Consider the following 13,571-nt stretch of genomic DNA (forward strand, 5'->3'; position numbering starts at 1 on the left):
ACCGGCTGGCCCGTTGCTGCTGCAATCACCAGACGTCGATTGAAAGAAACCCTCAACCCGATTCCTGAACAGTCGCCGATGCCTGGATTCCCTGAACGCCCGAGAGAACGATATCCTCGTCGATGACAGACAGCGCCCGGTTCAGATGTCCTTCGAAGACGAGGATCTGCTCGTCGGCCACCACCCTGATCTCTGGCATGCCCTCCATGCGCACGATATGCGACTGCCCCAGCCCCTCTTCGATCCCTTGCCGGAGAAGGTCGTAATAACGCGTGCCCGGCCCGGTGATGGCGATCGGCATGCGCTCCGTCAGGCTCAGCATGCGCGACAGCCCGTTGCCGAGCGCCAGCCCCGCCTGGCGAAAGGCGAAGGCAGGGACCCGGTGGCCCTGGCGCGCCTTTGCGGCGATCTTGTCCAGTTCCGCCACCGGCACGAACTTTGCCGGGATTGTATCGAGCGGCACCTCGAAGGCGCTGCGCAGGATCGCGTAGAAACCGGCATAGGCCTCAATGCAGCCACGCGTACCGCAGCGGCAGAGCCCGCCATTGGCCATGTGCAGCATGTGCCCGAAATTGGGCGCAGATATCTCCTGGCCTGTCTGGTTCCCGCGCCTGACGATGCCGAGCCCGACGCTATGGCCGAGCGAAAGGGCGGCGAGCGAGCGGAAATCGGCGCCCTTCACCATCTCCTCACGCGCGCCGAGCGCGGCTGCGACCAGCAGCGTCTCGTTGTCGAGGATCACCTTGGCCTGCCATTCCGGCCGGAGTGCTGATTCGAAATCGATCTGCTCGCTGCCGAAGATCGGCGACCAGACGAGAACCGGTTCGGTGGAATTGACCAGCCCCTTGCTGCTGATCGAGATCAGCAGCACCTTTTCTTGGCTGATTTTCGAGCGATCGAGAATACGCAAAAGCCCGGCCCGCACCGCCGCGACAAAACGGACGGCGCCTGCAGGATCATGTGAACGTTCCTCGCTGAAGCGGTCGATCAGCTTGCCGGCATAATCGACCAGCGAATATTGCACCGCATCCGAGGAGATGATGACGACGATGAGATAGCCGCAATCGCGCCGCTGGCGCAGCAGCACACGCGGCCGGCCGCGGCCGCTTGCCGGCTGCTGTTCCGATTTTTCGATGACCTGGGCTTTTTCCAGCTCAGTGGTGATCGCCGAAATGGTGGCCGATGACAGCCCGGTGGAATCTGATATTTCGGTATGCGCGAGCGCACCGTGGCGACGCAGCACGGACAGCACGAGCACGCTGTTTCTCTGCCGGACCAGCTCCGTGCTCGACTTGGTCAGCATGAATGCCGCCCTCTCCTCCTGCTTGCTCTTCCCATGGTTTCCACTGCATCTCCAGCCGGTGTTTCGCAAGGAAATTAAGCTGGCAGTGCAGTGTTGACAGTTGAAAAAATCTCTGACACTAAATTTCTCGACTGTCGAGAAAAAAATCCGAACCTTTCTCGACAGCTATTCGCGGTGGCCGGAGGAAGCATGGGCTGGGCCGGTCGCAATCCACTCGGGAGGACATTATGAAGTCTATTTTGAAATTGATGGCGGGTGCTGCCATCCTCGTTTCCGTGCATACCGCTGCCATGGCTGCCGATCTCGTCGTCGGTGTTTCCTGGTCGAATTTCCAGGAAGAACGCTGGAAGACGGACGAAGCCGCCATCAAGAAGGCTCTCGAAGCCAAGGGCGCCAAGTATATTTCCGCTGACGCGCAGTCGTCTGCCGCAAAGCAGCTGACCGACGTCGAATCGCTGATCTCGCAGGGCGCCAACGCGCTGATCATCCTCGCCCAGGACTCCGATGCGATCGGCCCGGCCATAGAGAAGGCCGCCGCTGAAGGCATCCCCGTCGTCGGTTATGACCGCCTGATCGAAAACCCGGCTGCCTTCTACATCACCTTCGACAACAAGGAAGTCGGCCGTCTCCAGGCTGAGGGCGTTTTCAAGGCCAAGCCGGAAGGCAATTACGTCTTCATCAAGGGCTCGTCTTCCGATCCGAATGCCGACTTCCTGTTCTCGGGCCAGCAGGAAGTCCTGAAGGCCGCCATCGACGCCGGCAAGATCAAGAATGTCGGCGAAGCCTATACCGACGGCTGGCTGCCGGAGAACGCTCAGCGCAACATGGAGCAGTTCCTGACCGCCAACAACAACAAGGTCGACGCCGTCGTCGCCTCGAATGACGGCACCGCCGGTGGCGCGATCGCTGCTCTCGACGCACAGGGCCTCGCCGGCTCCGTTCCGGTTTCCGGCCAGGACGGTGACAAGGCAGCGCTCAACCGCATCGCTCTCGGCACGCAGACGGTTTCCGTCTGGAAGGACAGCCGCGAACTCGGCCAGCGCGCCGCTGAAATCGCTCTCGACCTCGCCGGCGGCAAGGACATGAGCAAGATCGACGGCGCCCAGGCTTTCAAAGGCGGCCCCAAGGGCGTCGAAATGCAGTCGGTCTTCTTGAAGCCGCTTGCGATCACCAAGGAAAACCTGAACGTCGTCATCGACGCCGGCTGGATCTCCAAGGCGGAAGCGTGCCAGGGCGTCAAGGCCGACAGCGTCGCTGCCTGCAAGTAAGCCAAGGCTTGTAAACTGGAATTGCCGGCGCCGCAGCGGAACACCGTTGCGGCGCCGGATGCGGATGAGAATTCCAACGACGAAGTTTTCTCCGCCTCGCCGCACCATCGCGGGTTTTCATTCCCTGCCGGAAGGGTGTCGCGCCGCCACGCGACCGGCTTCCGGAAGCATTGCGGTGGTAAGTTGAAGAACAGACGCATGACGCCGATGGCAGCCTCTAGCACGCCGGCGCGTCCGTCCAAACAAAATGGGGGAACGGCAAACCCATGGCCGAAATGGTAAAATCCACAACATCAAGCGGACCGCGAGCGGCGGAAGCCAGTCCGGTGACCCGCTTCTTCCGCGCCACAGAGATCGACACGCGTCTGCTCGGCATGATCGGCGCGCTGATCATCATCTGGATCGGTTTCCACATCATCACCGGCGGCCTCTTCCTGACCCCGCGCAATCTCTGGAACCTCTCGGTCCAGACCACCGACATCGCCGTCATGACGACGGGCATGGTGCTGATCATCGTCACCCGCAACATCGACCTGTCGGTCGGTTCCGTGCTCGGCCTCTGCGGCATGATCATGGGCGTGACGCAGGCCAAGATCCTGCCGGAATATATCGGCTTCGACAGCCCCTTCACCTGGGCGATCACGCTGCTGGTCGGATTGGCGGCAGGTTGCCTGATCGGCGCCTTCCAAGGCATCATCATCGCCTTCCTCAACGTTCCCTCCTTCATCGTCACGCTCGGCGGCCTGCTCGTCTGGCGCGGCGCCACCTGGCTGGTCACCAGCGGCCAGACGGTTGCCCCGATGGACCAGACGTTCCGCATCATGGGCGGCGGCGCGGAGGGCTCGATCGGCGCCACCTGGAGCTGGATCGTCGGCACCTGCGCCTGCCTCTTCGTCATTGCCAGCATCGTCGGTTCACGCCGGCAGCGCCGGCGCTTCGGTTTCCCACGCCGGCCGATGTGGGCTGAATATTTCCTCGCCGTCCTGAGCTGCGTGCTCATCCTCGGCGCGGTCTGGATCGCCAACAGCTATTACTGGCCGATCAACATCGCCAAAAAATATGCCGAGACCAACAATATTCCCTGGCCCGAAACCGGCCTGGATATTCCCTACGGCATAGCCGTGCCGGTGCTGATCGCCATCGTCGTCGGCATCATCATGACCTTCATCGCGACAAGGCTGCGCTTCGGCCGCTACGTCTTCGCAATCGGCGGCAACCCCGAAGCGGCCGAGCTCGCCGGTATCAAGACCCGCTGGGTCACCGTGCGCATCTTCGCACTGATGGGGATTTTGGCCGCTATCGCGGCCGCGATTTCCACCGCCCGCCTCAATGCCGCGACGAACTCGCAGGGTACGCTCGACGAGCTCTACACCATCGCCGCCGCCGTCATTGGCGGAACGTCGCTGGCAGGCGGCACCGGCACCATCGCCGGCGCCATGCTCGGCGCGCTCGTCATGCAGTCGCTGCAGTCGGGCATGGTGCTCGCGCATGTCGATACGCCGCTGCAGAGCGTCGTCGTCGGCACCGTCCTTGTCGTGGCGGTCTGGCTCGACACCGTCTACCGCGCCCGTGCCAAGTGAGAGGAGCCCTAGACATGGCTGATCAACGCACTCCCCTCGTGGAATTGAAAAACATCTCGATCTCCTTCGGCGGCATTCACGCCGTGGACAATGCCTCGGTCGATCTCTACCCCGGCGAAGTCGTGGCATTGCTCGGGCATAACGGCGCCGGCAAGTCGACGCTCATCAAGATCCTCTCCGGCGCCTACAAGCGCGATGGCGGCGAGATCCTGATCAACGGCGAACCTGCCGACATCCGCAATCCGCGCGATGCCAAGAAATACGGCATCGAGACGATCTACCAGACGCTCGCCGTCGCCGACAATGTCGACGCCGCCGCCAACCTCTATCTCGGCCGCGAGCTGAAGACCCGTTGGGGCACGCTCGACGACGTCGCGATGGAGGCCTCGGCCCGCGAGGTGATGGGGCGGCTCAACCCTAACTTCAAGCGCTTCAAGGAGCCTGTGAAGGCGCTCTCGGGCGGCCAGCGGCAATCGGTGGCGATCGCGCGTGCGATCCTCTTCAACGCCCGCATCCTGATCATGGACGAGCCGACGGCAGCGCTCGGCCCCCAGGAGACGGCCCAGGTCGGCGAGCTGATCAAGCAGCTGAAGAAGGAAGGCATCGGCATCTTCCTCATCAGCCACGACATCCACGACGTCTTCGACCTCGCCGACCGCGTTTCGGTGATGAAGAACGGCCAGGTCGTCGGCCACGCCCGCACCGAGGACGTGACCAAGGACGAAGTCCTCGGCATGATCATCCTCGGCAAAGTGCCGCCAAAGGCGATCCCCGGCCCCGGCGCCATGCAGATCTGACCGCCGCCAGGCGATAGCCACGCCAATCACACTCCGCCGCCCGCAAGGCCGGCGGAGCTTTTATGCAACGGTCCTCGGGGCTGATGGATAAAAACACCCGCCAAACCGCAAGCACCGGTAATTCTGACAATTTCGCGATTGAAGCCAGCCGCAAGCTAGGCTAAGAACCACCCATCGGACAGGCGATTCAAACCGCCTTAGGCATGCACCCGTAGCTCAGCTGGATAGAGTGTTGGATTCCGATTCCAAAGGTCACAGGTTCGAATCCTGTCGGGTGCGCCAAAAAACACATTGAAAATATTGATTTATTGCCCTTTACTTGCTCTTCCTCCGAGCAGTGACATCGGTAGCACAAAGCGAACCGCGTCGAAAAGAACCCTTGTTTTCACTATCCGCAAATTGCCGCCGAAGCGGACGTTAGCGCAGTGTTAGCGCGAGCCAGCTAGTGTGGTGACGCCATGGGAAACCCGGTTGTCCCTTGAAAACAGGACAAGCAGAATGAAGACCAGCCCTGCCGCGGCTTACGGAGGTTACATGAAACTGGTTCTAGGCAGCGTAATATTGGCGTCTGGGATACTGCTATCCAGCTTGTCAGGATTCGCAGCTTCGGGAGGATGGCATTCGGATGGGCAAGGGACGAGATACTGGCACGTCACTCCACCGCCCGGGCAATGTAATATAAGCCAAGCGAAAAACCGGGCGCTTCGCGCCGGCATCTATCGTAGCGAGATTATACAGCAGGATGACAATGTCATCGTGCTCAGAGGTCTAGATGAATCGGGCGACCGGCGAACGATCGGTTTCGGCAACATCAGGGGATGTCCGGAGTTGGAGGGGTATGAGGATCCTTCGCACTTCTGAGGGCATTCGCATCATCTCGATCGTCAGAACTGAAGTTCGTCGCCGGAGGAGACCTGGCGCTTCAACCGTTCGTGACGAACACCCGTAAGAACCGATCCCCCGTAGCATGCAAGGTACTCGATCTCCTAGGCGACTTTGGAAGCCGGAAGAGACTGAAGGTCGGAAGCGGTTTTGGAACCGTTTCAAAGCGGCGGGGATTGCACAGCCCTACACAATGCGCTCGACGCTCCCTGCCCCGCGGGCGCAGGCTGCGATTGCGCCTCAGATGACCGCATCCTCAACTCACCAACCTCCCGCATCCCCTCGTTAGGAATTTATTGACCATAAGCTGGCTTTAATGAGCGTGATGGATGCGGAGATTCCCGCACACCGTCGAGTGTTTGGTGTAGGACGGAATTGTTCGTGTTGAAGTATCCAGTGCAAGGATTATCGGGCGGAGCCTTGGGCGGAATTGCCATGCTCCTGTCGTGTGCGGAACGGTTTGTCGCCAAGACCATTCTGCCGGCTCTGTTTGCGCTGCCGGCACTTGTCGGCTCCGCATCATTTGCCTCGGCGGAAGATCGCGCCCTGAAGCTGTTCTTTACCCATACGGGCGAGAGGGCCACGATTACCTACAAGCGGGACGGAAAGTTCGATCCGAAGGGCCTCGCCCAGATCAATCGGTTTCTGCGCGACTGGCGAAGGAACGAGCCGACCCGGATGGATCCCCGGCTGCTCGACCTGGTCTGGGAAGTATACAAGCGCAGCGGCGGCAAGGACTATATCCACATCGTCTCCGCCTATCGTTCGCCCACCACCAACAACATGCTCCGCAACCGTTCGCGCAGCACGGGCGTCGCCAAGAAGAGCCAGCACATGCTGGGCAAGGCGATGGACTTCTACGTTCCCGGCGTGAAGCTTTCGACGCTGCGTGCCCTTGCAATGCAGATGCAGGTCGGCGGTGTCGGATATTATCCGACCTCGGGATCGCCCTTCGTGCATCTCGACGTCGGCAATGTCAGAGCATGGCCCCGCATGTCGCGGCAGGAACTCGCTCGAATATTCCCGAATGGGCAGACGATCCATCTCCCGGCCGATGGCCGGCCGCTGCCGGGATACAATCAGGCGGTTGCGAACCACAGAAAGCGCGGCAGCACTCCCTCGATCCAGATCGCCAGCATCGCGGGCGAAGACGAAGATTTGAGCGCGTCGACCAGGTCGAGCGGCGATACCACAGACAATAAACTCGTGACGGCGCTTCTGCCCACGCCCCGAAGCCGAGCATTGAATGCGCTCGCGCTGCAGACCGACGCCGCCCCGCGCGATGACAAACGGTCCGCTCCGGATCTTTCGTCTTTCCCGATTCCGATACCAGCGATGCGGCCGCCCGCCCTCGAGCACGACGCAGGCGTGGATGACAAAGTAGAGACTGCGTCGATCGGCCCAATTGATGTCCTTCCGGATAAACCGGCGCCGGCGTTGCCGATCTACGCCCGCTTCGAACCCCGCCTTGTTGCACACCAGGCCTCCAAGCAGGGCACGAACATGATCGCCTCCCTGCCCATGACCGCGTCCTGGGAAGAAGCAGGATTCTTTGGATCGACGTCCGAGGCGGCGCTGATGAAATGGGCGCTGCATTCTCCTGGCGAGATGATTGAATTGAGCGCGCCTCGCGTTTCCCCGCGCACGGTTCATCGTGAGGCGAATGTCGCGACCTCAGGTAAGGATATCATTCCGGTCACCGCCCAGTTCGATGCCAACCGGCTTGCGTCGTCCCCGGAGGGCTGACCTCGATCGTCAAGGCTTGATGCGCAGCAGCCTGTCGGAAACGTCAGAACGGCCATGGTGAGAACCAGGCTGGCGGTCTCGACAAACCAGGCGCCGCCGCCCAGCGCCAGAAGCCTGTGCGGCGACTGGATTTTTTTGCACCTCCTAAACAATTGCCACACCTGACCGGCGGTGCTCGCGCATCGGCCCGAAAATCGGAATCTATCCTCGGGAAAAATGAGGTAGATCCAACGTGTTAAAGCGTTATTTAGGCGCTTGAAAAGACACGCAGGCGCCATAGTTTGGATTTTCGAACGGAGACGATCGTTTCCGCGCTCGCGAAATTCAGACCAAAGTCCGACCTACCCCCGGACTTCGTGCCCATACTAAACTCTCAATCGCTGTAATAACAATAATATATCGTTAAGTAACGAGGCGAACTGATGTGAGAAGCGTATCAATTTCCGGCAGGGCCGGCTTCATTGGATCGCATGTGACCAACTTTTACTTAGGAAGCGATGTTCAAAAACCGGTTGTTGCTGACAATCTTTGCACCGAACCTTTCGAAAATACGGCACACATCCAGCCCCCGTTTGCCGCCGAGCGACATGCTTTTGGACCAGCAACCTCCGGTCCGGCGCGGCCGCTCGTTATCGAGCGCGGCAGCGGCAACGACACCTTAAAGTAGGTAAATTTAACGATTAACATTAATAAGTGAGTATTTCTTAGAATTCCTCTAAGTAATTGTCATGAATTACAGGCAGTGCTAATAAACGAGCACCTTTCTCAAGTCACGAGGCACAATGCAATGAAAAGCGTATTGATTTCTGGCGGAGCTGGCTTCATCGGATCCCACTTGTGTGATCGACTTTTGCTGAGGACGGACATTCAAAAGCTGGTCGTTGTTGACAACCTCTGGACCGGGCTTTTCGAAAATATCGCGCACATCAGGGACCCCCGTTTCCACTTCGTGAAATCCGACGTCGAGACGCTGCAGACCTCGGAGAAATTCGATGAAGTCTACCATCTCGCATCCCCCGCATCGCCGCCGTGGTACATGAAGGAGCCGAAGAGGACGATTTCCGCGAACCTTCTCGGTGCGTTCCGGCTTCTCGATGTGCTGAAGAAGGGCGGGCGTTTCTGTTTTACTTCTTCCTCCGAAGTCTATGGAGACCCTTTGGTCTCGCCGCAGCCGGAATCCTATAAGGGCCAGGTGGACTGTACCGGACCGCGTGCGTCCTACGACGAGAGCAAACGGTGCACGGAGTCGCTGCTGTTCGAGATGCAACGCACCCAGGGGCTCGACGTCAAGATTGTTCGTCCCTTCAACATCTATGGCCCGCGCACACGGTCCGACGATGGTCGCGCGGTCTCCAACTTCATCACCCAGGCGCTCTCGGGCCGCCCGATTACCGTATTCGGCGATGGCCTTCAGTCCCGCAGCTGGGGCTATGTCGATGACGTTGTCGATGGTTTCGCGCGATATTTCTGGATGAATGAAACCGACTATAAGGGGCCTCTGAACGTCGGCAATGATCGCGAGATTTCGGTTCTCGAAGTCGCGCAATATGTCTCCAGGCTTGTTGGCGGCGTGCCGATCGTCTTCGAACCGTCACCTCCGCAGGACCCCACGAACAGACGGCCGGACTTGACCAATGCGCACTATGTCATGCCCGAATGGTCATGCAAGATCACCTACGAACAGGGCGTGGCGATGACTCTCGACTGGTTCAGGGACCAAATGAGGCACGCCGCGGAATAAACCATGTCGGCTTTCGAGACTCGCGTCTTGGATGCGCGCGGCGTATATTCACGGTGCGATTGAGAGAGTGATGATGCGAGAACCAATTCCGTCCGATCTGAAGGATATGAGTTTTCCCGTACCGATTCACTATCTCGATCTCGCCTCCTCTCGTCTCGATGCCGTTTCGCCCCCGATCTCCGATGGGCTCGTGGTCTTTCTGTCGGATGGCCTTCCCGTCGGGCAGACTTATATCGAAAGGCCCGAGACGGCTGCCGCACTCGCCGAGCGTATCGTGCGGCCCGAGACCCTCGAGCATGCGCGTCATGTCGCGCAAACCCCTGTACGCAACCGCGATGTCAGCATTCTGATTTGCACCAAGGACCGGCCGGAGGAGCTACGTCGGTGCCTGGCCTCGATCCCCAAACAGTCGCTCGGCCCCGTCGAGATCATCGTGGTGGATAATGCCTCCACCGGCGAGGCGACACGTCGTGTGGTGGAGGAATCTGGCGCAACCTATGTCCGTGAAGATCGGGTCGGGCTGGATTATGCGCGCAACGCTGCGGTTCGTGCGGCGAGAACCGAATTCGTCGCGTTTACGGATGATGACGTCGTCCTCCACGAGCGGTGGCTGGAAAACCTGATGAAGGGGTTCGACCTGCCGGAGATCGCCTGCGTAACCGGCTTGGTTCTTCCCGGAGAACTCGCAACGCCCGCACAGTTTATCTTCGAAAAGCATTGGAGTTTCGGCAGGGGTTATCTGCGGCAGGATTTCAATCAGGACTTCTATCGTTTGCACAGGCGCTACGGCGCTCCGGTCTGGACGATCGGGGCCGGCGCAAGTCAGGCCTTCCGCCGCAAGGTCTTCGACGAGATCGGCCTGTTCGATGTCCGCCTGGACATGGGCGCTGCCGGATGCTCCGGCGATTCCGAATACTGGAACCGGCTGCTCCATCATGGCCATGTCTGCCGCTACGAACCGACAGCCGTATCCTGGCACTTTCACCGCAAGGATATGAAAGGGCTCGCCAAACAGATCTACCAATACATGAGCGGCCATATCGCAGCGCTGCTCGTCCAGTATCAGAATACCGGAAACGGCGGCAACCTCAGGCGCATCCTCATCTCCTTTCCGAAATATTATGCCGGACGGCTCCGCAAACGCCTGCGCAAAGGCGTGACGTCGCACGACTTCTTTCTGAAGCAAGAGATGCTCGGAAGCGTAAACGGCGCTCTATACGTTCTGCGGCGATGGAAGAGGCCCGCATGGTGATCGCCGCGACGCCTGACATTTCATTCCTCATCCCCGCCTACAATGCAGCCGATACGCTTGCCGAATGTCTTGCCAGCCTGCAGCAGCAGTCGCGATTGAACTGGCAGGCGGTCGTGGTCGATGACGGTTCGACCGACCGCACCTGGGAGGTTCTCGAGGCCATCGCAAAAAAGGACAGCCGCATTCTCCCCGCCCGTCAGCCGAATGCGGGTGCGGCCGCGGCGCGAAACCACGCCGCACGCCTCGCGGTCGCTCCCCTGCTCTGCATGTTGGATGCCGACGACTGGCTGGATCGGACTTTCATCGAAAACATGCAGCCGGTGGCGGAGGATGCATCTCCACCAGTGATCTCCTATTGCGCCTACCGCCGTGTCGCCCCAGACGGCAGGCTGATGCAGGTCGAACAGGCTCCCATCCTGACGGGAGACGCCGCCAAGCGCGAGTTCTCCTCCTTTTGTGCACTCGCCATCCATACGGTTGTCTTTCCCCGAAGCCTTTTTGAGCTTTTGGGCGGCATGGATGAAACATTGCAGACCTGCGAGGACTGGGATCTTTGGCTTCGCATGGCCTTTGCAGGCGCCGAATTTCGTCGTGTCGACAAGTGCCTGGCTCTCTATCGCATGAAGTCGGGCTCTTTATCCGGGGATCCGACCAAAATGATGCGTGACACCATTCGCGTGACAACGAAGGCGCAAGCGCTGCAGATGCAGCAAGGCTTGGCGGCCGAGGGGCCGGAGACAGGTTGGATCACGCCCGCCGTCAGCCAGTTGCGTATGCTCGCCTGGGTCATCGCGGCCAAGTGCGATCCGACTTTGGATGTCGCAGCCCTCGCCGCACTGCTGCCTGGCATGCCGGACGCCGCGGGCTACGAGAACCTCCTTGCCGGTGTAATCCTGCATGGCCTGCAGACAGGGCTCTTTATCGATCGGGCCGACGATCTCATTGATGTCAGCGATAAATGGCAGCCGACTTTCCTTTTGCTCATTCAGCTGATTCAGAAACATTCCTTCCCCGGCACTGGGCGCAAGATCATTGAGGCCGCTTCCTGGCATATATCCGCCGCAAACCCTTTGCGGTCATTCAGGCTTGGCAATGTTCAGGTGGTCAGCGTCGCGCTCGAAACGCTTTCGCGAATCCCCAAGGCCGAACCATCAGACACGCTCATCATGCAGGCCTTGTCCGGCGGACAGCATGTCGGCTCCTTTGTCGGGCCATTCTGGGGCGATCTTTCGATCCGGGCGCAGATCAGGCTGATCATGCATGAGATGCAGGCAGACGAGCATCTGCAGACGCCACCCACGCTCGCCTATATCAGTTCCTGGTCAAAGGAGGCCTTACGCGGGTACAGAGCCTTCGGCGGCCTCATCATACGAAATGGCCGGCGGCGAGGACGCCTCGAACGGCTTTTGGTGCGGATCGGACGCAACGCCCTTCTTGCCTGCGCGCCAAGCGACAAACAAGACAACGACGCCCGGCTGTCCGACATCTTGCGGAATCTCCGGCGCGATCCGACTCCACCGCTTCCAAAGCCTTCTGGCCCGCGGCCGGAGGAAAAAAACGCGGCTCCTCCTATTCGGTCGGAGGAAGAGTATTGGGAGCATATCTTCGAACGCCCGGATCCATGGAATTACGTCTCGGTCTACGAGCAGGTTAAATATGCGCAGACGTTGAGCCTGATCCCGGAAGGGATCGAGAAGGCCCTCGAGCTCGCCTGCGCCGAGGGGATTTTTACCGAGAAGCTGGCGCAAAAGGTCGGTCGGCTGACGGCCACGGATATTTCCCAGCGAGCCGTCGACAGGGCCCTCGAGCGGTGCCACGACCACCGCAACGTCGAGCTTCGCGTTCTCGACTTCGTCAGACAAGATCTTCCGCCCAAACAGGACCTCATCATCTGCTCCGAAGTGCTTTACTACATGAAGGATGAGGAGATGCTTGCGGCCGTTTGCCGCAAGATGGCCGCAGCGTTGAAGCCGAACGGCTACCTGATCACTGCCCACGCGCATATCCGTCAGGACGAACCCGCCCGGACCGGTTTCGACTGGGGCAATCCCTTCGGTGTTGGGACGATCAAGCAGGTTTTGGCCGCACAGCCGGGGCTGGCCCTGGAAGACACGATCGAAACCGAACTTTACGCCATCCACCGGTTCCGGAAGGGCCCTGTGGCCAATCCCGTCCTGCGGATCGAGGATCATGGGACCCCATTGGACGCGGATGTGGCAAAGCACATCATCTGGGGACCGGCCGGCGTTGAGCGTGAGGCGGCATGGACGACGGAAATCACGACCTCGGTTCCCATCCTCATGTATCACAGGATCGCAGACGAAGGACCCGAGGCACTCCGGCGCTTCCGCACGCCGCCTGAAATCTTCCGCAAGCAGATGCAGTTCCTTCGGCGCCAGGGTTATTACACAGTGACGGCGCAGACCCTGGCGGAGCTTCTGCGCAGCGGCAAGCCGATCCAGGGCCGGCCTGTCATGCTGACCTTCGACGATGCCTATCTGGATTTCTTTACGGACGCCTTCCCGATCCTGGCCGAGAATGATTTCGGCGCCGACGTGTTCGTGGTGACCGATAAAGTCGGCGGTCGATCAGATTGGGATTCTGCCTATGGAGAGCCTGCACCGCTGATGTCGTGGTCGAATATTCAAGAGTTGCATCAAAAGGGCATCAGCTTCGGCTCCCACCTCGCAACCCACACACCAGCCAGTGCGATTGATAACGAGGCCCTGCTGGCCGAAGCCACGCTTTCGCGCAATACACTGCAAAGCCGACTGGGCAGCTCCGTGGAATCCATCGCACTCCCCTATGGCGCGACGGACTTCAGGGTCCCGAGCATTCTGGCACACGCCGGCTATGGGGTCGCCTTCACGACACAGCCGGAGAAAGCCACCTTTTCCGACAATTTCTTCGGTCTGCCACGCCTCGAAGTCCGCGGCGATCGTCCTCTTGAAGCCTTCCCTGAACTGATGGGCCTGCCGGGAGCTTTTATCGGATGACAATAT

At 59.9% G+C, this 13,571-nt stretch carries 10 protein-coding genes and 1 tRNA gene; 10 read left to right on the top strand and 1 reads right to left on the bottom strand.

The features are described 5' to 3' along the window. Positions 1 to 52 precede the first annotated feature (52 nt). Positions 53 to 1,303: an ROK family transcriptional regulator gene (locus tag RL_RS18665; protein WP_011653093.1), complete on the bottom strand. Its 1,251-nt coding sequence runs from the start codon at positions 1,301 to 1,303 to the stop codon at positions 53 to 55. A gap of 227 nt (positions 1,304 to 1,530) precedes the next feature. Between RL_RS18665 and xylF the strand changes: the two genes are divergently transcribed. The 10 genes from xylF (at position 1,531) to RL_RS18710 (ending at position 13,565) form a co-directional block, all read left to right on the top strand. Continuing rightward, on the top strand, positions 1,531 to 2,571 hold the full coding sequence (xylF, locus tag RL_RS18670) for a D-xylose ABC transporter substrate-binding protein (protein ID WP_011653094.1): 1,041 nt from the start codon (positions 1,531 to 1,533) through the stop codon (positions 2,569 to 2,571). Positions 2,572 to 2,837: 266 nt separating this feature from the next. Beyond that, on the top strand, positions 2,838 to 4,151 hold the full coding sequence (locus tag RL_RS18675; protein WP_011653095.1) for a sugar ABC transporter permease: 1,314 nt from the start codon (positions 2,838 to 2,840) through the stop codon (positions 4,149 to 4,151). Between the two features lie 14 nt (positions 4,152 to 4,165). Then, positions 4,166 to 4,948 carry an ATP-binding cassette domain-containing protein gene (locus tag RL_RS18680; RefSeq protein WP_003542059.1) on the top strand — a complete coding sequence of 261 codons (783 nt, stop codon included), beginning with the start codon at positions 4,166 to 4,168 and terminating at the stop codon, positions 4,946 to 4,948. A 205-nt stretch (positions 4,949 to 5,153) separates the two neighbouring features. Continuing rightward, positions 5,154 to 5,230 (top strand) — tRNA-Arg (locus tag RL_RS18685). A 216-nt stretch (positions 5,231 to 5,446) separates the two neighbouring features. Then, positions 5,447 to 5,809 carry a hypothetical protein gene (locus tag RL_RS40610; RefSeq protein WP_225510512.1) on the top strand — a complete coding sequence of 121 codons (363 nt, stop codon included), beginning with the start codon at positions 5,447 to 5,449 and terminating at the stop codon, positions 5,807 to 5,809. 396 nt (positions 5,810 to 6,205) lie between these two features. Continuing rightward, positions 6,206 to 7,576, top strand: coding sequence for a DUF882 domain-containing protein (locus RL_RS18695; protein WP_011653096.1), 1,371 nt, complete (start codon positions 6,206 to 6,208; stop codon positions 7,574 to 7,576). 472 nt (positions 7,577 to 8,048) lie between these two features. Next, positions 8,049 to 8,243 carry a hypothetical protein gene (locus tag RL_RS39875; protein ID WP_157865221.1) on the top strand — a complete coding sequence of 65 codons (195 nt, stop codon included), beginning with the start codon at positions 8,049 to 8,051 and terminating at the stop codon, positions 8,241 to 8,243. 120 nt (positions 8,244 to 8,363) lie between these two features. Further along, a complete protein-coding gene (locus tag RL_RS18700) occupies positions 8,364 to 9,317 on the top strand; it encodes an NAD-dependent epimerase/dehydratase family protein (protein ID WP_011653097.1) in 954 nt (317 codons plus the stop codon). A gap of 31 nt (positions 9,318 to 9,348) precedes the next feature. Then, positions 9,349 to 10,569, top strand: coding sequence for a glycosyltransferase family 2 protein (locus RL_RS18705; RefSeq protein ID WP_011653098.1), 1,221 nt, complete (start codon positions 9,349 to 9,351; stop codon positions 10,567 to 10,569). After that, positions 10,563 to 13,565 carry a trifunctional glycosyltransferase/class I SAM-dependent methyltransferase/polysaccharide deacetylase gene (locus RL_RS18710; RefSeq protein WP_011653099.1) on the top strand — a complete coding sequence of 1,001 codons (3,003 nt, stop codon included), beginning with the start codon at positions 10,563 to 10,565 and terminating at the stop codon, positions 13,563 to 13,565. Before RL_RS18705 ends, RL_RS18710 begins: the two co-directional genes overlap by 7 nt. Positions 13,566 to 13,571: the final 6 nt, after the last annotated feature.

The sequence above is a fragment of the Rhizobium johnstonii 3841 genome, from assembly GCF_000009265.1.
Classification (GTDB): domain Bacteria; phylum Pseudomonadota; class Alphaproteobacteria; order Rhizobiales; family Rhizobiaceae; genus Rhizobium; species Rhizobium acaciae.